The sequence below is a fragment of the Halalkalibacter lacteus genome, assembly GCF_036663595.1.
GTDB classification, from domain to species: Bacteria; Bacillota; Bacilli; order Bacillales; family Bacillaceae_D; genus Halalkalibacter; species Halalkalibacter lacteus.
The window spans coordinates 42,542-62,117 of sequence record NZ_JAWRVL010000022.1; the positions used below are offsets into that span (position 1 = coordinate 42,542).

At 39.0% G+C, this 19,576-nt stretch carries 20 protein-coding genes; 13 read left to right on the forward strand and 7 right to left on the reverse strand.

What is annotated here, in order from left to right:
* Positions 1–54 precede the first annotated feature (54 nt).
* From SAZ04_RS15555 to SAZ04_RS15605, 11 genes are all read left to right on the forward strand, one after another.
* The gene (locus SAZ04_RS15555) at positions 55–798 is read left to right on the forward strand and encodes a class I SAM-dependent methyltransferase (protein ID WP_332696835.1); all 744 of its coding nucleotides are present in this window, start codon (positions 55–57) and stop codon (positions 796–798) included.
* Positions 799–832: 34 nt separating this feature from the next.
* The gene (locus SAZ04_RS15560; protein WP_332696924.1) at positions 833–1,906 is read left to right on the forward strand and encodes a FecCD family ABC transporter permease; all 1,074 of its coding nucleotides are present in this window, start codon (positions 833–835) and stop codon (positions 1,904–1,906) included.
* Positions 1,903–2,718 (forward strand): ABC transporter ATP-binding protein, encoded by an 816-nt coding sequence (locus SAZ04_RS15565; protein WP_332696838.1) that lies wholly within the window; start codon positions 1,903–1,905, stop codon positions 2,716–2,718. Before SAZ04_RS15560 ends, SAZ04_RS15565 begins: the two co-directional genes overlap by 4 nt.
* A 13-nt stretch (positions 2,719–2,731) precedes the next feature.
* Positions 2,732–3,760, forward strand: a complete 1,029-nt coding sequence (locus SAZ04_RS15570) for a methyltransferase domain-containing protein (protein ID WP_332696840.1) — start codon at positions 2,732–2,734, stop codon at positions 3,758–3,760.
* 19 nt (positions 3,761–3,779) lie between these two features.
* Positions 3,780–4,751, forward strand: coding sequence for an ABC transporter substrate-binding protein (locus tag SAZ04_RS15575; RefSeq protein WP_332696843.1), 972 nt, complete (start codon positions 3,780–3,782; stop codon positions 4,749–4,751).
* A gap of 706 nt (positions 4,752–5,457) precedes the next feature.
* Positions 5,458–5,826 carry a hypothetical protein gene (locus tag SAZ04_RS15580; protein ID WP_332696845.1) on the forward strand — a complete coding sequence of 123 codons (369 nt, stop codon included), beginning with the start codon at positions 5,458–5,460 and terminating at the stop codon, positions 5,824–5,826.
* A 660-nt stretch (positions 5,827–6,486) separates the two neighbouring features.
* Positions 6,487–7,578 carry a D-alanine--D-alanine ligase gene (locus tag SAZ04_RS15585; RefSeq protein WP_332696848.1) on the forward strand — a complete coding sequence of 364 codons (1,092 nt, stop codon included), beginning with the start codon at positions 6,487–6,489 and terminating at the stop codon, positions 7,576–7,578.
* Between the two features lie 130 nt (positions 7,579–7,708).
* Positions 7,709–9,079 carry a UDP-N-acetylmuramoyl-tripeptide--D-alanyl-D-alanine ligase gene (locus SAZ04_RS15590; RefSeq protein WP_431309017.1) on the forward strand — a complete coding sequence of 457 codons (1,371 nt, stop codon included), beginning with the start codon at positions 7,709–7,711 and terminating at the stop codon, positions 9,077–9,079.
* 273 nt (positions 9,080–9,352) lie between these two features.
* Entirely contained in the window at positions 9,353–9,751 is a 399-nt protein-coding gene (tnpA, locus tag SAZ04_RS15595; RefSeq protein WP_332696850.1) for an IS200/IS605 family transposase, read from the forward strand.
* 10 nt (positions 9,752–9,761) lie between these two features.
* Entirely contained in the window at positions 9,762–10,880 is a 1,119-nt protein-coding gene (locus tag SAZ04_RS15600; protein WP_332696926.1) for a transposase, read from the forward strand.
* A 340-nt stretch (positions 10,881–11,220) separates the two neighbouring features.
* The gene (locus tag SAZ04_RS15605) at positions 11,221–11,724 is read left to right on the forward strand and encodes a GNAT family N-acetyltransferase (protein ID WP_332696929.1); all 504 of its coding nucleotides are present in this window, start codon (positions 11,221–11,223) and stop codon (positions 11,722–11,724) included.
* Between the two features lie 126 nt (positions 11,725–11,850).
* On the opposite strand, the gene SAZ04_RS15610 is transcribed toward SAZ04_RS15605, so the two are convergent.
* The 7 genes from SAZ04_RS15610 to ureA are packed head-to-tail and all read right to left on the reverse strand — an operon-like array spanning position 11,851 to position 16,853.
* The gene (locus tag SAZ04_RS15610) at positions 11,851–12,666 is read right to left on the reverse strand and encodes an urease accessory protein UreD (RefSeq protein ID WP_332696853.1); all 816 of its coding nucleotides are present in this window, start codon (positions 12,664–12,666) and stop codon (positions 11,851–11,853) included.
* Positions 12,638–13,276: an urease accessory protein UreG gene (gene ureG, locus SAZ04_RS15615; protein WP_332696856.1), complete on the reverse strand. Its 639-nt coding sequence runs from the start codon at positions 13,274–13,276 to the stop codon at positions 12,638–12,640. Before ureG ends, SAZ04_RS15610 begins: the two co-directional genes overlap by 29 nt.
* Positions 13,277–13,300: 24 nt before the next feature.
* A complete protein-coding gene (locus SAZ04_RS15620) occupies positions 13,301–14,044 on the reverse strand; it encodes an urease accessory protein UreF (RefSeq protein ID WP_332696858.1) in 744 nt (247 codons plus the stop codon).
* Positions 13,983–14,429, reverse strand: coding sequence for an urease accessory protein UreE (locus tag SAZ04_RS15625; RefSeq protein WP_332696861.1), 447 nt, complete (start codon positions 14,427–14,429; stop codon positions 13,983–13,985). The genes SAZ04_RS15620 and SAZ04_RS15625 overlap by 62 nt, the downstream gene beginning before the upstream one ends.
* Before the next feature lie 19 nt (positions 14,430–14,448).
* Positions 14,449–16,164, reverse strand: coding sequence for an urease subunit alpha (gene ureC / locus SAZ04_RS15630; RefSeq protein WP_332696864.1), 1,716 nt, complete (start codon positions 16,162–16,164; stop codon positions 14,449–14,451).
* 10 nt (positions 16,165–16,174) lie between these two features.
* Positions 16,175–16,534, reverse strand: a complete 360-nt coding sequence (locus SAZ04_RS15635) for an urease subunit beta (RefSeq protein WP_332696866.1) — start codon at positions 16,532–16,534, stop codon at positions 16,175–16,177.
* A 16-nt stretch (positions 16,535–16,550) separates the two neighbouring features.
* Positions 16,551–16,853, reverse strand: a complete 303-nt coding sequence (ureA, locus tag SAZ04_RS15640; protein ID WP_332696869.1) for an urease subunit gamma — start codon at positions 16,851–16,853, stop codon at positions 16,551–16,553.
* 463 nt (positions 16,854–17,316) lie between these two features.
* Here ureA and urtA point away from each other — a divergent pair, with 463 nt between their 5' ends.
* Both urtA and urtB read left to right on the forward strand, forming a co-directional pair.
* Entirely contained in the window at positions 17,317–18,594 is a 1,278-nt protein-coding gene (urtA, locus tag SAZ04_RS15645) for an urea ABC transporter substrate-binding protein (RefSeq protein ID WP_332696871.1), read from the forward strand.
* A 63-nt stretch (positions 18,595–18,657) separates the two neighbouring features.
* A complete protein-coding gene (urtB, locus tag SAZ04_RS15650) occupies positions 18,658–19,560 on the forward strand; it encodes an urea ABC transporter permease subunit UrtB (RefSeq protein ID WP_332696874.1) in 903 nt (300 codons plus the stop codon).
* Positions 19,561–19,576: the final 16 nt, after the last annotated feature.

Sequence of the window (19,576 nt, forward strand, 5' to 3'; positions counted from 1 at the left end):
ACTAGGACAAATACATTTTTAAAATCGTAATGATTACGATTATCGGAGGGGCGAATGGAGAATTGGTATAAAGAACATTTTAATGAAGACTATTTAAGAATCTATAAACATCGTAATGATGACTTAGCTCACAAGGAGTTAACTCAATTAATGAAGTTTGTGCCAACGATGAAAGGTCAGTCATTACTAGATCTATGTTGTGGAAATGGGAGGCATAGTAGGTGGTTTGCTAAGCAAGGTTTTCATGTAACGGGGGTTGATTTGTCACCTACATTATTAAATGAAGCCCAAAAGAAAGAGTACGCCAAAGACATTCATTATGTGCGCTCAGATATGAGAGAACTATATTATAAAGATGACTTTGATGTAGTCGTTAATCTTTTTACAAGCTTCGGATATTTTAAAGAGGATGAACAGAATAAAAAAGTGTTAGCGAATGCTTATCATGCTCTGAAAACAAATGGATATTTTGTCTTTGATTATTTGAATCCATCTTTCTTAGAAAATCATCTTGTGCCTTTTTCAAAGGATGTCATTGATGACCTTTCTATTCTTCAATATCGGATGATTATCAACAATACGGTCGTAAAGAAGATCAAGGTGGAAGATAACGGCGCATTAAGAGAGTATGAGGAACGAGTGAAGTTATATGAACGTCAGAAATTAGATGCAATGTTAGAAGAAGTAGGGTTTACTATTCTTCACACGTTTGGTGATTATGACGGTAGTAGGTATGAGAGAAATGTTTCTCCTAGGTTGATTTATGTTTGCCAGAAGAGAAGGATCGGTGAAAGGTAAAGAGATGGGAACATTAGAAGTTACTAAGCGAAAGATGACCTTATCTTTAGGTCTTTATCTGAGAGCCCCTGTTTTCTTAACATGGTTGATGCTCATTTTCCTAATAATATCAATGACCATCTCAGTGATGGTAGGTGCCGTTACGATTTCTCCTCTTACTGTGTGGAAGGTATCCTTATCAAAGCTTTCGTTCATAGAACCTCATATCATAGCGGACTGGTCCCGTGCCGAGCAACAAATTATTTGGGAGATACGATTTCCACGAGTGATATTAGCAGCTGTAGTTGGTGCGGGACTGGCTCTTGTTGGAGTTGTTATCCAAGCACTTGTTAGAAATTCTTTGGCGGATCCATATATCTTAGGTGTTTCTTCGGGTGCATCGGTAGGGGCGACACTTGTCATTATTTTCGGTGCTTTTTCTACTTTTGGACAATTTGCCTTGTCGACAGCTGCTTTTGGTGGGGCGTTGTTTTCTGTGTTACTTGTGTTTATTCTATCGCAGGTACAAGGACGCATTTCAACTGTTCGACTTTTGCTAGCTGGAATTGCTGTATCTATGATGCTTTCAGCTATTACCAGTTATATTGTCATTTCTGCTCCACGTGAAGAAGGAATTAGAGATGCAATGTTTTGGATGATGGGGAGTGTGGCAGGTGCAAAGTGGTCACAGCTACCAATACCATTACTTAGTCTACTACTCGCTTTTATTATATTAAAGCTTATTGCGAGACCTCTTAACCTGATGCTTATGGGGGAGGATGCAGCAGCAACATTAGGTATAGATAGTCAAATGTTAAAGAAATGGCTAATTGTATTAACCGCCCTATTAACGGGTGTATTGGTTTCCGTTAGTGGTGCCATTGGATTTATAGGACTAATGGTGCCTCACATGGTTCGTTTAGTTGTGGGGTCTAACCATCGATATGTCCTTCCGCTTAGTGCATTATTGGGAGCGATTTTTCTGATTTGGTCTGACTTAATCGCAAGAACAATAGTAGCGCCACAAGAATTACCGATCGGAATAATTACGGCATTATGTGGAGGACCATTCTTTATTTGGCTATTAAGAAAAAGCTCGTACTCATTTGGGGGGGATGGAGAAAAATGAAATTAATTGTTGAAAAGTTAGTCACTGAATTAAATCACCAAGCCATTGTTCAAGATATTAGTTTCTACGTGAACGAAGGGGAATTTGTTGGGGTAATTGGTCCAAATGGAAGTGGGAAATCCACACTCTTAAAGACGTTATATCGAGTGCTCAAACCAGCTGAAGGTGCAGTTATGTTGGATGATGAAGCAATTACTTCTTATCAGCATAAAGAGTTTGCTAAAAAAGTAGCTGTCGTAGGACAAGAAAGTTCAGTTCCTTTTGATTTTTCCGTTCTAGATATTGTCCTTATGGGAAGAAATCCGCATAAACGATTACTTGACCAAGAAACAAAGGTTGATCATGACATTGCTATAGACGCACTTAAACATGTTGGACTAGAAGGTTATGAACAGCGCAGTTTTGCCACATTGTCTGGTGGAGAGAAGCAGCGTGTCATTATTGCTAGAGCGATTGCACAAGAGCCTAGCTTCTTTATTCTAGATGAACCTACGAATCATCTAGATATTCACCACCAACTTCATATTCTTGATGTATTACAACAGTCTAACATGACGGTACTTACTGCCCTACATGACTTAAATCTAGCAGCCTCTTATTGTGATCGGATCATTGTTATGCAGGACGGTAGATTGGTAGCGAACGGGTCACCAAAAGAAACTCTTACAAAGCAACTATTAGAGGAAGTCTTTCAAGTAGAAGCAACCATATGGACGCACCCATTAACTCAAAAAGTACAAGTCATGTATGTCTCACCAGGGATGAAACAAGGGATTTTTGATCATCAGCTAAAAAGATGGCTTCAGAGCTAAGGAAAGGAAGCCTATGGGAAATTATCAATGTACTGTTTGTGGGTTTCGTTATAATGAGTTGCATGGTGACCCAAAGAACGGAATTCCTGAGAATACTCCTTTTTATCAATTAGCAGGAACGCTGTGTTCAAGGTGTGGATTACAGGGAGAACGTCATCAAAAGCAGCCTAATCCTAAATATCGTTCGTTAGAGGCTGAGTATTATGATTTTTTTGTTGGGAAGCGCGGGATAAACTTTTACCGTCATTGGCTTGCGTCGTATCATGATCAGGTATCTGTATTAGATCTAGGAATTGGAACAGGGAGACTGGCTGTGGAGCTATTGAAAGATGGGGCAAGTGTCACCGGTGTTGATTGGAGTGAAGACATGCTTACGGTTGCTGAAAGGAGATTCAAAAGATTTAATCACGATATTGAACTATTTCAAGAGGATATTCTTCATTTTTCACTAAATAAGAAGTTTACCCACATTATTCTAACTGAAGGTACGTTTCAAGAGTGTACGTCTCCTGGTGAACAAAAGATGATTATCCAAAAAGCAAAGGAACATTTAGAGACAGGTGGTTATCTTTCTATTGATCTAGTTTTTCCAAACGAGCTGTCTGTACAAAAAGAAACGTCTCAAAAACAAGTTAGTGAGCACAAAACGATTCAACTACATACGAATACAAAGGTTTCGTTTGCTAGGCAAATGATGTATTATACAGTTTATTTTGAGCTAGAGAGAAAAGGATTATTAGAGTCAAGATATCGAGTGGAAAGGGAGCTCTCGTTACTAACTGTACAAGAGTTAATTTACTTGCTAACGATGGAAGGATTTCATGTTATAGGCAGCTATGATAATGCTAATTCGTCTATGGTAGATATTTATCAAAGCAGTCAACAATTAGCGAGAGAAGAAAACTTATCAGAAAAGGAAATAGAAGTGAAGAACGGATATCTGAATCCATATAAAGAAGATGCTTGGAATGGTGGTGGGTATCCTTTATCTAACGCCGTACAGAAAAACGGCCACTCGTTTACAGTAATTGCAAAATCATAAGAGGAAGGTAGGAAGAGGAATGAAGAAATTATTACAAAAAGCTATATTAGGGTTGGGAGTGGCAGCCATTGTCGTCGCTTGTTCAGAAGCAGATGGAACTAACCAACAAGTGAATGGAGCAGAAGAAACATCACAAAATGAAGTGGTAGAAATACAAAATGGGGATCACACATTAACAATTTCTGAAGTACCGACACGTGCGGTAACTTTAAATCAGCATGTGACCGAAGTGATGCTTGCTCTTGGGCTAGAGGACCATATGGTTGGAACAGCTTATTTAGATGATGATGTGCTACCTGAATGGAAGGAAGCGTATGAGTCGATTCCGGTTCTCGCTGAACGTTCCCCGTCTCAAGAAGTCTTTTTAGACATTGAACCGGACTTTGCATATGCGGGGTGGGGCAGCGCGTTTAATGAAGAAGGAATTGGTACGATAGAGCAATTGCAGAGCTTCGGTATAAACGCATACCTACATCAATCTTCTACAATAGTAGGACCGACACTTGAAGATATATACGATGATATACGTAATATTGCCAAAATTTTTAATGTTAGGGATAGAGGAGAGGCATTAATTAGTGAGTTAGATGACGATATTGAACAAGTAAAGAAACGAATCCCAAGTGACCAATCTGAATCAAGAGTATTCGTTTATGATAGTGGTGACACAGCTCCATTTACAGTTGGGCAAAACTTCTTAAACCAAATTATTACGATGGCTGGAGCTGCAAATATTTTCTCTGATGTAGATAAAAATTGGGCTGAGGTAAGCTGGGAGGAAGTTGTCGAACGAGATCCTGAGGTTATCATCATTGTTGACTACGGTGAAACAACTGCTGAACTGAAACGCCATCAATTACTAATACATCCAGCATTAACTGATGTGACAGCAATTAAGGAAGAGAATTTTATTGTTCTGCCACTTTCATCAGCTGCAGAAGGAGTTCGAGTGGCAAAAGCATTGGAGATAGTAGTTGAAGGTTTATATTAAATAAGTATAATGAATGCTTGTAAAGTTTAATTCGTAATTATTACGAATTAAAAAGTATGAAAGGTTGATCACATGCTTCAAGATCTTAATCGCAAAATGGTGAGGGATCATGCGAAGGGGCATGGCAATACAGGTGTGTTGGACGGAGTACAAGTTAAGAGAGTTCATTAAAAAAACGCCATGTCGAGATATCTCAGAGCTGGGGCATAAGTGTGAGCAGGATGATTCAAAACGGAGAGTAAGCCAATATAGGAGTTGATCTTCAGGTTGCAATGTCACTCGAAGGTGTTCATAAATTAAGAGCAAGACATAACTGTGCATTAATGGCCTGGTAGGTTTTAGATAAGGTGTTAGCGAATATAAACCCGATTTTCAAGTGAAGCCTGTGTTAGTTTTTAGAGTTGAGGAACTAATTCAACAAGACTTGGAACGAGGACATAAGCAACAAGAAGTGTTGAAATCATATCTGAAAAACAAATCTGGAATAAAAGGTTAGAAATTGCTTTTGTCTTATAAGAAGCCAATATAAAAATAGGACATGAACTGAAATTCATGCCTTTATTCAATGTGAATAATCAAGAATATGATTACTATGGATTAGCATTTAAACTAAATGAATTCACTAATAAGTTCTGTATAAATGAATTGAAGAAAGAAATGTTGGAAGTTATATATGCTGAGAATGTAACACCGCTGTTGCAAGCCGTTGTTAAGAAACGAATATCCGAATGAAGCATCTCTGGGGACAAGTTTCGATAGGTTATATTTTGGGCATGATAATAGTCTAGAGCTGGCAACATCTGAAGAACAAAAAAAGAAAATTAAAAATTGTTTTGTCCTGCTTACAAAAGAATTAGAATCTAACATTTATAGATCAAACAAAAATCCATTTGATATTAAATTTCATATGATTGAAAGTGCAAGGGAGCCTGGTGTCTATCAGCGCATGAAGCCTTCTTGTTGTCTTTATTATCAAACAGAAGGGGCATCGAGTAAATGTTACGGTTGTCCAAGAATGAATGATGAAGAACGAGAGCAAAGGAGACAAGAAATCAGGGCGCGTATAGAGGCGTAAGAAAACTATTTTTAGTTTCATTAAAACGTGTAAAACAACATGCTAACATTTTGCTAACGCAATCCAATGAAAAACGGTAATATCGCGTTAAAGATGTTACAGACATAATTTAGCAAAACCCTGATATACCTCACTTCTCGTACACACCGTTAAAGATATTACACACTCTCGCCTTACGGGTGGCATGATGTAATCAGGTCCCTCTAACCCTTGATAGATAAGGATTTGTTCGTAAGGTGAGAGGGAATGCTCACATGTTTCTAACATTGAGGTTTTAACGGAAGCTTCTCATAAGTTGACCAAACTTGTGGGAAGCTTCTTTTTTCATATCTTGCATGACGGTACTTTATGTATTCATGATATGATACGAAACCCCATTAAGTTTAAAATAAAACGTATTAGATAGAACCTCAAGGAAGGAAGGCGCGGAAGGAAAACTGTCGCGCTGTTGTGGATCTCTAACAAATCCTACCAAATGCCACACAACACTCACCAAAAAAACTTTCCAATAATCATGCCCAAAGAAAATATTTTTACATACATTAGTTAAAGATAGGCTAATGAGCCAATACGAGGGGTATAAACTAGTGAAAAATTCGTATTTAATTTAGGGACGATAGTGTTACAATAATAAGGGGAAATGGAATATGGAGGGTGAATATGAAGATTAAACTTGGATTATTGTATGGTGGGAAATCTGCTGAACATAAAGTATCATTACAAACGGCAAAAGCTGTTATTAAAGCATTAGACTTAACAAAATATGAAGTCCATCCAATATATATTTCAGAAATCGGAGAGTGGGCCAGAGGAGCGCAGCTTCATGGCCCGGTGGAGGATGTCAAGGAGCTTCAATTGAAAGAAGAAGGGGAAACGATCTCGCCGGTTGCATTAAATTCGGAAATCTTCCCAGTACCAGCAAAAGCTGACACGAATGAAGATAAGATCGATGTGGTCTTCCCGTTGCTTCACGGACCAAACGGGGAAGATGGAACGGTTCAAGGATTATTAGAGCTGATGAACATCCCTTATGTGGGCAATGGGGTGCTAGCGTCCTCTGCTGGAATGGATAAAGTAATGATGAAAAACATCTATGAGCAAGCCGGCATTAAGCAGGCCAAATATGTCTGGTACCTTCGCAGTGATTGGGAACAGAATGCGGAAACGGCATACAAGAACGTCGAAGAAAAGCTTGGCTACCCTTGTTTTGTTAAACCGGCGAACTTAGGTTCAAGTGTTGGAATCAGTAAATGTAAGGACCGAGAAAGCTTAGAAAAAGCCTTTGAGTTAGCTTTTGAATATGACCGGAAAATCATTATTGAAGAAGGGATCGACGGTCGAGAAGTGGAAATTGGAGTATTAGGAAACGACGATCCAGAGTGCTCGGTTGTGGGTGAAATTGTTCCAGAAACAGACTTTTATGATTATAAAGCAAAGTATGAGGATGGGAGTACGGGACTTATTATTCCTGCTGACATCACCGATGAAGAATATGAAGAAATTAAGAGAGTAGCGATTCAATCCTTCAAGGCTCTCGATTGCTCTGGATTAGTTCGTGCCGACTTCTTCTTAACAAAAGAGGGAGAAGTCCTCATGAACGAAGTGAACACGATGCCGGGCTTTACGCCATTCAGTATGTTCCCAATGCTGTGGCAGGAATCAGGCTTGTCGTACTCCAAGCTGATTGAAAAACTAGTGGAACTTGGAGTAGAGCGTCACGAGGAAAAACAAAAGATTAAACACACTTTTTAAGGTGTATAAATAGTAATGAGGTTGACTACGTTGTGAGTCAGCCTCCTTTTACATAGAATAGAATCAGTGAATAGAGAAGGGCGAGGTCTTTTCCCCCATACGATATAGTTAACAAAAAGGAGCGATTACAATGATTAAAAGAAAGTTTAAGGATATTGCTGTGTGGGTGAACGGGGAAGCTGTTGGCCTAGGCGTTTCTCCTGTTGAGGTTGCGGGAGTTTCTACAGATACAAGAACGATACAAGAAGGAAATCTGTATATCCCGATTGTTGGCGAGAACTTTAATGGCCACGATTTTGTGAGAGCAGCTGTCGAGAATGGAGCATCTGGAGTCCTTTGGCAAAAAAATCAGCCGAATCCCCCTGCCGACATACCGCTTATATACGTGGAGGACACGTTATTTGCATTGCAGGATTTAGCAAAAAACTATTTGGCGAGTATTCCCGTAAAGGTCGTCGGAATCACTGGCAGCAACGGGAAAACAACGACGAAGGACATGGTGACTTCCGTGCTTGCAACGACTTATAAGGTCCAAAAAACGGAAGGGAATTACAATAACCACATCGGGCTGCCGCTCACGATACTCGGATTAAAGGAAGACACGGAAATGGCTGTGTTGGAAATGGGGATGAGCGCAAGGGGGGAAATCGAGCTTCTTTCCACGATTGCAAAACCTGAGGCTGCGATCATTACAAACATTGGCGAGTCTCATTTACAGGATTTGGGTTCGCGGGAAGGAATTTCGGAGGCGAAATTTGAAATCACAGCAGGTCTGCAGGAAAACGGGACACTCGTGATCCATGGGGATGAGCCGCTATTAACAGAAAAAGTGGTAAACATTCCGTTTCATGTCATCACCTTTGGTAGCTCTGAGGCGAATGACTATTATCCGATCGAGATCCAGCAGAAGAGCAACGGCACTTATTTTACGATGAATGGAAAGGGTGAGAACGAGTTTTTTATTCCGGTTCTCGGCAAACACAATATCAATAATGCTCTCTCTGCCATCGCTATTGCAAAGCAGTTTGGTGTGTCGATTCCAGACATCAAAAAAGGACTAGAAACGATCAAGATTACGGGGATGCGAACGGAATTGATCCAAGGCAAAGATGGGGTGACGATTATTAATGACGCGTATAATGCCAGCCCAACTTCCATGCGAGCCGCGATTGAATTGCTTCAGGACTTAAAGGACTATGGGAAAAAAATAGTCGTTTTGGGGGATATGCTGGAACTAGGCGACAATGAAGAGACCTTCCACTATGAAATCGGAAAAGGAATTGACACAGGTAAAATCAATTATGTTTTCACATTTGGCGAACTGGGGAAAAAAGTTGCAGAAGGCGCAAAAGTTAATTTTTCAGAAAATCAGGTTTTAGCATATGATGACAAACAGGCGTTGATCACTAAACTAAAGGAAGTTGTGGAGGAAGGGGACGTTGTCCTAGTCAAAGGCTCCCGCGGCATGAAATTAGAAGAGGTTGTCAATGCATTAACATAAGATCTGAGTATGTAAAACGAAAAATGATTACGCTCCATTGGAAACTAGAGAGATCAGTTTCCAGATTCAGCCAGCTAGACTGGACTGTGCATCAGATCCCTCCACTGTTTACATTTAACGGTTCTCCGAAAGAAGTCTCCCTCTTCAAGCGTGTGAAGGGCGTAGCCCAACGGTAAGGGGGAGATGTATTTCGGTTGGGAAGTAGCCCAAAGGCTTTATTTTTTTCTCATTATGGTATAATCAGTCTTAGTTAGATAAAGGACTGATAAAGTAATGAAATTAGATAGTAATAATCATTCAGTATTCTTAATGTACTACCATCTTGTATTCGTTGTGAAATATCGAAGAAAAGTCATTGACGATACAATCTCAGACTATGCAAAAGAAAAATTTGTATCGTTGGGAGAGAAGTATAATATCACATTAGTTGAATGGAATCACGACATAGACCATGTTCACATTCTCTTCAAAGCACATCCTAATAGTGAGTTATCAAAGTTTATCAACGCATACAAAAGTGCAAGTTCAAGAGTAATAAAAAAGGATTTTCCTCATGTCCGTAAAAAACTATGGAAAGAAATGTTCTGGTCAAGAAGTTTTTGTTTATTGACCACAGGTGGTTCTCCAATTGAAATGGTGAAAAAGTATATCGAAAATCAAGGGATGAAGTGAGGTGATTGATATGATTAAACAAAACAAGGCATACAAGTTTCGACTGTACCCGACGGATGAACAAGCCATACTCATCCGCAAAACTTTCGGTTGTGTTCGTTTTGTCTATAACAAAATGTTAGCTGAACGAAAAGAAACCTATGAAACTCTGAAAGAAGATAGGGAAGCGCTGAAAAAGGCTAAACATCCGACCCCTGCTAAATATAAAAAAGAGTTTGAGTGGTTAAAAGAGGTAGACTCTTTAGCATTAGCAAACGCGCAATTGAATTTAGATAAGGCTTACAAAGCCTTTTTCAGAGGAAATGCCAAGTTTCCAAAATTCAAGAGCAAACGACACAAACAAAGTTACACAACGAATGTCGTAAATGGAAATATTGAAATGTTGGATGATCATATCAAATTACCTAAACTTAAAATGGTAAAGATGAAACAACATAGAGAGATTCCTTCTGAATCTATCGTTAAGTCCTGTACGATTACGTTGACCGCATCAGGAAAATACTATATCTCCATTCTGACTGAATATGAAAAGGAGATAAAAAGCAAGGAAATTCAAACTATTGTAGGGTTAGATTTTGCAATGGATGGGCTATTTGTCGATAGCGAAACAGGTAAGAAAGCCAATTACCCACGCTTCTATCGTCAAATGCTTGATAAATTAGCAAACGAACAACGGAAACTTTCACGCAAAAAGAAAGGCTCTTCGAATTGGACTAAACAGCGCATTCGAGTAGCCAAACTGCAAGAGAAAGTAGCGAATCAACGGAAAAACTTCCTGCACCATCAATCAAAAGAATTAACAACAACCTATGATCCCGTTATCATTGAGGACTTAGACATGAAAGGAATGTCACAAGCACTCAAATTCGGGAAAAGTGTAGCCGATAATGGTTGGGGGATGTTCACTTCTTTCTTGCAGTACAAACTAAGAGAACAAGGAAAACAACTTATCAAAATAGATAAATGGTTCCCTTCTACAAAAACGTGTTCGAGTTGCGGTAGTGTAAAAGAAATAAGATTGTCTGAGCGTACTTACAAATGTGGTTGTGGTCTAAACATGGATAGAGATTATAATTCAGCAATCAATATCAAAAACGAAGGCATCCGCTTATTAGTAGCAACTGCCTAATGCAAAAAAACTTTTGGAACAAGAGGGTTAGCTTGGTCAATTTCGTCAGCTACTAAAAGTGGCGATTATCCAAGAAGCCCCCACTTCAAGCAACCCGTAAGGGTGGTAAGTGGTGGGTAGTTCACGTGTAGTTAATACTTTGCCATTACCACCTAAATCTTTATTTACTAAAATCTATAACCAAAGTATTTGAGACAATATGCTAACATTTTGCTAACGTAATCAAATGAAAAAATGGTATTCCAGTTAAAAATGTTACATCTCAACATCAACAAAACCAATTGATAGTTACTTAGATTTTTTAGTATAGGAAGGTTAAAGGAGAGGAAAATGGTTGTTTATGATTGACGTTCGTGAAGTGAAAAAAGAAGAGATCCAACCTGTGTCGCAATTTTTACTGAAGACCATGGGGGAGGTATATCCTTTTCCGTTAAGTGAAGCCTCTATGCGCGATCTTAATGAAATGGCGACATTATTTATTAAACGTAAGGATGCTACAATTCTTGCAGCCTTTTTAAACGGAAAAGTAGTTGGAACAATAGCTGTTAGACCGTATGATGGAAGAATAACCTCACTAGGTAATCGTTATAACTTACAAACAACTTGTGAGATTATAAAGTGCTATGTAGACAAGGATAGTAGAAAGCAAGGTATTGGCACATTACTTTTGGAAGCTGCGATTGATTTTTGTAAACAAGCAAGATATTCTACAATATACCTTCATACTCATCGTTTTTTACCAGGCGGGCTAACCTTTTGGAAAAAGAAAGGCTTCCAAATAACTTTAGATGAACAAGGAGAATTAGAAACGATACATATGGAGCAGAAGATCGGTAACTTCTAGTAATAAAAAGAAAAAACAGAGTCCGTTTCTAAAAGGCTGCTATGAGTGATTTCTCATAGCAACCGCGTAACGGCGGAGCCATTGCTGATTCCTCGAAGATCTATCAAAAGGTCGATTTTGAACCTCTTATAGATAATGAATGAGGTGAGTCATCTGATTTTTTACTAGACAAAGATCATTCGATAGCCAGCGGAAATGTACTCCGTAATGATCGATGTTTGTGAAACCGAAACGATGACATTCTCCTTCGTTGAAATCTCTTGAAACCTCTTCGTATGTTCCTTTAGTTGCTAATGGGGCTATATACCAAAGTGTCCCCATATAAGTGTAATCCTCAAACATTCCTAATTGGAAAATAGGAGAGCTTTCCTTTTTTACATTTAAGTGATCATAGACAACTAGCTTTTCATCGACATATATCAATGTTTTTGAAGAAAAATGATTAAACTCAAAACTCTCATCACTCTTTTGGCGACCTGAAGAGAATATCTCACTATAAAGTAGCGAAGAATGGGAATGAAGTTTAATCTTCGTATTACCGTGAAAGATTGAGTTTTCAAATGGTATAATCGTCTCAGGTAGCCACTTTAAGCTTGCTTGATCCTCAACAATTAGCTTAATTGATTGTCGACAAGGCAAATCTAATCTTGAAGGATAGACTTTAGTAGCGGATTGAGGGATAAGAGAGACATGACTATCACAAGTTACAGAAATATCATAATAGTTAGAGTCTCCTTCAACCATGCCTCCTGATGTCTCCATAAGATAAACGGTTGCTGTTCCGTCCTCATCCATATAAAGAGCTTTACTAGACTTTAAGGGAGATGAATGGTGACTGCGAGTCAGTTTCGTGCGCATTCCTTTTTTCTCAAAGTATAGATTCAACTCACCGTTCATCCTATTTAGTTTCGTATTAGTTTTCACTAGTTGCTGATTCTGCATAGAGATCCTCTAATAATAATTGGTGCTGAATCCATTTGATAACTTCATCAATCCCGATATCTTTTTTCTGGTTTGTAAAGATAAATGGGCGTCCATTTCGAGCTTTGGTAGCATCAACTTTCATCATGTCTAAATCCACTTCAACATATGGGGCTAAATCAATTTTATTGATGACAAGCAAATCAGAACGAGTGACTCCAGGTCCACCTTTTCTAGGGATATCTTGACCTTCTGCAACATCAATAACATAAATGAAGCCATCTACTAATTCAGGACTGAATGTTGCAGATAAATTATCGCCGCCGCTTTCGATAAATATAATATCGAGATCATTAATACGTTCATTTAATTCATCAATTGCTTCGAAGTTCATTGATGCATCCTCACGAATAGCCGTGTGTGGGCATCCGCCCGTTTCAACGCCAATAATCCGTTCTTTTGGTAAGACCCCATTTGTTGTTAAATATTGGGCATCTTCTTTTGTGTAAATGTCGTTTGTTATGACACCTAGGCTATAGTCTTTATGCATAGCTCTTGTTAAGCGCTCTGTTAAGGCTGTTTTTCCGGATCCAACAGGACCACCAATTCCAATTCTTATAGGTTTCTTCATATAAATCTCTCCTTCATATATAAATTAGGAGATGAACAGCCTTGAATGCAGGCGTTCATGCTCCATTGATGCAAGTTCAATTCCCACAGACGAGTTGCTTAGATCACTAATCGTCTTTTCTTTTAAAATCTCAACAGCTTTATTTATCGGATTCAGTAATGAGTAAATTGCTTGAACTCCAGTACTTTGTCCGAGCGGAATAGCACGAACGGCATTATGAATAAGTGAAGCTGTTGAAGAATAAAAAAATGCACTTAAAATATCATCAAGCTCGAACCCACAATGAGCAGTATAGATTCCGTAAATAATTGCATAATGTCCATTGATTTTCTTGTTCTTAATTAAGTTACGCCACGTCGCTAGTTGCTCAGAGTCCGTAAGAGGCAATACTGTTTCGATAAATTGTTTGCCCATTTTAATGCTACCTTGTCTTGACTCAGAAGCTATTTTTTGTGCATGACATAATTGGTCGAGTTGTACTAACTCTTCAAAATTCTGTTCACGAGCAAGTATAAATGCTTCTTTCACTAAAAGACCGTCCCCGAAAACCAAGTTTGTAAAAAGGTACGTATGACAAAAATCTAATAAACTTTGCTTATCCTTAACTTTTTCGGATTGAATGTACGATTCCATTCCAAATGAGTGCGTATAGGCTCCGATTGGAAAAGCAGAGTCATGAATTTGCAAAAAGTGTAGAAATGAAGGCTTAATGGTGATGATGTCCTTTGTACTTAAATGGTGTTTCAAAGCGGCGTTCGGTCTTTTCATAGGTCACTTTAGCATCTTGGAAGATTGATTCTAATGTTTCGTCATAGCGAACAATAATTTCTGATTCTGTAATAAGAGAGGGAGTATGGCGGTTTCCTAACTCAAATCCAACCTTGCCCATCTCTGTCATCGATTTAGGTGATACGACAAAAGCAGGCTCAAGCTTTGTTCGAACGGCAATGATCGCTTCATCATCTTGGTAAATAATATCACCAAAGTGTAAGTGGGTATCTCCATCGAGTGAAATGGCTACTTCTCTTCCTTTATTTGTTTGTTTTCTTAAAATACGTTTGTTCAACTCTTCCCAGTCTAATTCAATCCATTCAACTTTTTCAGAAGCTATGTTTTGTTTTTTTACATTTCCTATAATGTTTTGAACCAACATAATTTAGTGCCTCCTAGTATTAAAATAAAAAATAGCGTTGTGCAAGGGAAACGGTTTCGAATGGTTCACATTCGACTACTTTGCCATCAACCTTCACCTCATACGTTTCCGGATTGATATCAATCTGTGGTGTACCGCTATTCCATTTCATATCTTTTTTACCAATCGATCTGCAGCCTCTTACAGGTGAAATTAATTTATTGAGTTTGAGTTTCTCATGTACTTGATTGTCGTAAGCTGATTGGGAAACAAATGTGATAGATGTCGAGTATTTTGCTCGACCAAGGCTACCAAACATAGGACGTTGAAAAACGGGTTGTGGTGTTGGGATAGATGCATTCGGATCTCCCATTTGAGCGTAAGCAATTAGCCCACCTTTTACTATGGTCTCGGGCTTTACGCCAAAAAACATCGGGTCCCAAATAACTAAGTCTGCTAGTTTTCCAGCCTCAACTGAACCAACTTCGTGACTAATCCCATGTGTAATGGCCGGGTTAATGGTATATTTGGATATATATCGCTTGACTCTAGTATTGTCATTATTACTCGTAGCATCTTCTTCTGAGTAACCACGCTGTTTTTTCATCTTGTCAGCTGTTTGCCACGTGCGAATAATGACTTCGCCTACACGCCCCATGGCTTGAGAGTCTGATGAAATGATACTTATGACTCCTAAGTCATGAAGGATATCTTCAGCGGCAATCGTCTCAGGTCGAATTCGAGAGTCTGCAAATGCGACATCTTCAGGTACATTGGAATCCAAATGATGACAGACCATCAGCATATCTAGATGTTCATCAATCGTATTCACTGTAAATGGACGAGTTGGATTCGTTGAAGATGGCAATACATTTGGAAAAGAAGCAATTTTCATAATGTCTGGGGCGTGACCGCCGCCGGCACCCTCTGTATGATACGTATGGATGACACGACCATTTATAGCTGCAATCGTATCTTCAACAAAACCGGCTTCATTTAGTGTGTCGGTATGTATGGCAACTTGGACATCGAGCTCATCAGCTACCTTTAAAGCCATATCAATGGCTTGTGGAGTCGTTCCCCAATCTTCATGGAGCTTTAATCCGATGGCGCCAGCTTCTACTTGTTCTTTAAGCGGATCAACATTTGAACCATTTCCTTTACCTAAGAATCCAAGGTTTACTGGGAACTCTTCAGCTGCTTCAAGCATCCTCTCAATGTTCCAAGCACCAGGTGTACAAGTAGTTGCCTTTGTTCCTGTAGCGGGTCCTGTCCCGCCGCCAAGCATTGTTGTTACACCAGAAGCGATAGCTGTTTCAATTTGCTGTGGACAGATAAAGTGGATATGAGCGTCAATTCCTCCTGCGGTGACAATATGTCCCTCGGCCGCAATCGCTTCAGTACTCGCCCCAACAATCATATTCGGATCTACTCCGTCCATAATGTCGGGATTACCGCCTTTGCCGATACCTGAAATTCTTCCATCTTTTATACCTATATCTGCTTTATAAATTCCTGTGTAATCAACAATGGTGGCATTTGTAATGATAAGGTCAAGAACGTCTTGATCACGTGTTCGCACGCCATTTTGTCCCATGCCATCGCGAAGAACTTTCCCGCCTCCGAATTTACACTCATCACCGTAAGTTGTGTAATCTTTTTCGATTTCAATCCATAAATCAGTGTCAGCTAATCGTACTTGATCACCAACTGTTGGTCCAAATAAGTTTGCATATTGTCGTCTCGATAATTCCATTTACTGCTGTTCACCTCCGAAAAAAGCCTTTTTCCTTCATAGTCAACTCAATAGCAGAATGAGAGTCAACGGAGCCGTTTGTTAAGCCATTTAACCCATGAATAACTCGGTTGCCTCCGACTTCAACGAGCTCTATCTCTTTTTCTTCTCCTGGTTCAAAACGTACTGCGGTTCCAGCTGCGACATTTAATCTCATGCCAATTGCCTTCTTACGATCAAAGAATAGAAACCGATTTACTTCAGCAAAATGGAAGTGTGAACCAACTTGAATTGGCCTATCACCCTTATTAGAAACCTTTATCTGTAACGTTTTTCGGTTTTGGTTACAGTGAATAACACCTTTACCAACGCGAATTTCACCAGGTATCAATTAAACTCCTCCTTCATTACTGAATGGGATCATGGATCGTAACCAACTTGACTCCATCTGGGAAAGTTGCTTCAACTTGAATTTCATTTAACATTTCTGGAATTCCTTCCATAACGTCCTCAGAGGTAAGTACATGTTTCCCTTCACTCATTAATTGACTTACTGTTTTCCCTTCTCTTGCTCCTTCAAGAACAAAACAACTTAAAATAGCCGCTGATTCAGGGTAATTAAGTTTTAACCCTTTTTCTTTTCTTTTAAGTGCAAGTTCGCCAGCAACATAAATGAGTAATTTTTCTTTTTCAATAGGGGATAATTTCATTTTTTTACCACCTTACACAAGATGTGAGTTTTTTGATAGAATCTTCTTTGAATTCGAATTAATTAAACTGTAAGGTTCTGTTAAATAAGAAACAACAATTATGTCATATAATGTAACTAGTTTTCTTTTTATTTATAATATTTTGTCAAATTAATTTTTAAATTAGTAGTTCATAGCTAGAAGTTCATTTAATATGCTATGGGTCGATCTAACTTTCTAGGATTGACATGTTTTATCGTTAAGATTAATAGCGGTCTGATCTATTTTTTTCAAAAACTTGTGAATTTATGAGAACGTTTTCTCTTAACGGTATCAAGAGCTAGATAGAATTCAATATTATTATTATTTAAATTTTCAGAAAAATAGTTGTCATTTTTTCTCACGTAAGTCCTGACCAAGGGGGAAAACATTGATATTGTATTTCACGTAGAGAAAATCTTACATAAAAGAGGGAGGATCAATTATGAAAAAGCTTTTAAGAGGCAAGTTAGCATTTTTAGGCATGGCGGTGTCAACCATGTTACTTCTGAGTGCGTGTGGGGGTGGAGGTAGTGAAACTACTGGAACAGAGGATGAAACAGGTACAGAAACAGAACCGGATGTAGAGATTGCTGATGATGAAGATGTGATCCAAGTCGGTATTCTCCATTCTTTAAGTGGAACGATGGCAATGAGTGAAACATCTGTAAGGGATGCAGAGTTATTGGCAATCGAAGAGATTAATGCTGCAGGCGGTGTACTAGGAAAACAACTAGTACCGGTTATTGAAGATGGTGCATCAGAACCACCTGTTTTCTCAGAACGTGCAGGTAAGTTATTACAACAAGACGAGGTTGACGTTATCTTTGGAGGATGGACATCAGCCAGTCGAAAAGCAATGCTTCCAGTTGTAGAAGAAAACAATGGCCTTCTTTTTTATCCTGTTCAATATGAAGGAATGGAAGCTTCTCCAAATATCTTCTATGCAGGAGCTGCACCAAATCAACAAATCGTTCCGGCAGTTGATTGGTTACTAGAGAACCGCGGAACAGAATTTTTCTTATTAGGGTCTGATTATGTATTCCCGCGTTTAGCCAATCAAATTATTAAAGCACAGCTAGAAGAAAATGGTGCGACATTAGTGGATGAGCAATATACACCACTAGGTCACACTGACTATAACACAATTATTTCAAGACTTCGCGAGTCAAAACCAACGGTCGTTTTCAATACGTTGAATGGTGATAGTAACGTTGCATTCTTCAAGCAGCTTGCTGATGCAGGTATTACAACTGATGATTTAACAGTTTTATCTGTAAGTGTTGCGGAAGAAGAAATTCGCGGAATCGGTGCTGACGTGTTAGAAGGTCACTTAGCGAGCTGGAACTATTATCAAACAACTGATACACCAGAAAATGAAGTGTTTGTAGCTAGTTATAAGGAAGCATACGGTGATGACCGTGTAACAGGAGATCCAATTGAAGCTGGTTACTTTATGGTTCATTTATGGGCAAAGGCTGTGGAAGCTGCAGGAACAACAGACGTTGATGCAGTTCGTGAAGCAGCTATAGGAATCGAGTTTGACGCACCGGGTGGTCCTGTAAAAGTTGACGGAGATAATCAACATGTTTACAAGACAGTTAGAATTGGTGAAGTTCAAGCTGACGGACAGTTCAACGAGCTATGGAACTCAGGAGAAGCTGTAAAGCCGGATCCGTATTTAGAGGGGTATGACTGGGCTCGTGGAATCAGTGGTCAATAGTTGAAAAATGGGGAGGGGAGAACACTCTCCCTATTTTATTTATAAAAAAAGGGTGGATGGAGCATGGAAGGAATGATAATGCAAGCCTTTAATGGCATTAGTCTTGGTTCAATTTTATTATTAATTGCTCTTGGTTTGGCTATAACATTTGGATTAATGAAGGTGATTAACATGGCACATGGTGAGTTAATTATGATTGGAGCGTACTCTACGTATGTAGTTCAAATCATTTTTTCGCAATATCTTCCAGCAACGATGTTTGATTGGTACTACTTTTTAGCCATTCCTACTGCATTTGTGGTTGCTGCATTAATCGGAATGTTATTGGAATTTACAGTTATTCGTCATCTATACGGAAGGCCATTAGATAGTTTATTAGCCACTTTTGGTGTTGGGTTAATTCTCCAACAAGCAGCGCGATCGATTTTTGGTGCGCCGAATGTCGGGGTACAAAGTCCAGGATTTTTAAGAGGCGGTTTGGAAATCATTGGTGTTACTTTGCCATATATCCGGCTTTTCATTATCGCTCTTGTAGTTATAAGCTTTTTAGCATTAGCTTGGTTTTTATATAAAACGAGAACCGGTCGTAAGATTCGTGCGGTTATGCAAAACAGAGAAATGGCAACTTGTTTAGGAGTTTCATCACGTAAAGTAGACACAATTACATTTGCTATAGGGTCTGGGATTGCAGGGATTGCAGGGGCTGCCCTTACGTTAATCGGTCCCATTGGTCCGACAATTGGAACCTATTATATCGTAGATGCATTTATGGTTGTCGTTGTTGGTGGTGTCGGAATGTTAATGGGAACTGTAGTCGGAGCGTTAGGTATTGGAGTTTTCAACACTGTTTTCGAATATTGGACTAACGCCTCTATGGGGAAAGTACTCGTTTTTGCTCTCATTATTTTATTTTTACAATGGCGTCCTTCGGGCTTGTTTTCTCTGCAGTCACGGTCTCTTGATTAATACAAATTGAAAGGAG

Excerpts from the sequence above, each read along its gene's own strand:
- SAZ04_RS15555 (WP_332696835.1), top strand. The coding sequence starts at position 55 with ATGGAGAATTGGTATAAAGAACATTTTAATGAAGACTATTTAAGAATC.
- SAZ04_RS15560 (WP_332696924.1), top strand. The coding sequence starts at position 833 with ATGACCTTATCTTTAGGTCTTTATCTGAGAGCCCCTGTTTTCTTAACA.
- SAZ04_RS15565 (WP_332696838.1), top strand. The coding sequence starts at position 1,903 with ATGAAATTAATTGTTGAAAAGTTAGTCACTGAATTAAATCACCAAGCC.
- SAZ04_RS15570 (WP_332696840.1), top strand. The coding sequence starts at position 2,732 with ATGGGAAATTATCAATGTACTGTTTGTGGGTTTCGTTATAATGAGTTG.
- SAZ04_RS15575 (WP_332696843.1), top strand. The coding sequence starts at position 3,780 with ATGAAGAAATTATTACAAAAAGCTATATTAGGGTTGGGAGTGGCAGCC.
- SAZ04_RS15585 (WP_332696848.1), top strand. The coding sequence starts at position 6,487 with ATGAAGATTAAACTTGGATTATTGTATGGTGGGAAATCTGCTGAACAT.
- SAZ04_RS15590 (WP_431309017.1), top strand. The coding sequence starts at position 7,709 with ATGATTAAAAGAAAGTTTAAGGATATTGCTGTGTGGGTGAACGGGGAA.
- tnpA (WP_332696850.1), top strand. The coding sequence starts at position 9,353 with ATGAAATTAGATAGTAATAATCATTCAGTATTCTTAATGTACTACCAT.
- SAZ04_RS15600 (WP_332696926.1), top strand. The coding sequence starts at position 9,762 with ATGATTAAACAAAACAAGGCATACAAGTTTCGACTGTACCCGACGGAT.
- SAZ04_RS15605 (WP_332696929.1), top strand. The coding sequence starts at position 11,221 with ATGATTGACGTTCGTGAAGTGAAAAAAGAAGAGATCCAACCTGTGTCG.
- SAZ04_RS15610 (WP_332696853.1), bottom strand. The coding sequence starts at position 12,666 with ATGCAGAATCAGCAACTAGTGAAAACTAATACGAAACTAAATAGGATG.
- ureG (WP_332696856.1), bottom strand. The coding sequence starts at position 13,276 with ATGAAGAAACCTATAAGAATTGGAATTGGTGGTCCTGTTGGATCCGGA.
- SAZ04_RS15620 (WP_332696858.1), bottom strand. The coding sequence starts at position 14,044 with ATGAAAAGACCGAACGCCGCTTTGAAACACCATTTAAGTACAAAGGAC.
- SAZ04_RS15625 (WP_332696861.1), bottom strand. The coding sequence starts at position 14,429 with ATGTTGGTTCAAAACATTATAGGAAATGTAAAAAAACAAAACATAGCT.
- ureC (WP_332696864.1), bottom strand. The coding sequence starts at position 16,164 with ATGGAATTATCGAGACGACAATATGCAAACTTATTTGGACCAACAGTT.
- ureA (WP_332696869.1), bottom strand. The coding sequence starts at position 16,853 with ATGAAATTATCCCCTATTGAAAAAGAAAAATTACTCATTTATGTTGCT.
- urtA (WP_332696871.1), top strand. The coding sequence starts at position 17,317 with ATGAAAAAGCTTTTAAGAGGCAAGTTAGCATTTTTAGGCATGGCGGTG.
- urtB (WP_332696874.1), top strand. The coding sequence starts at position 18,658 with ATGGAAGGAATGATAATGCAAGCCTTTAATGGCATTAGTCTTGGTTCA.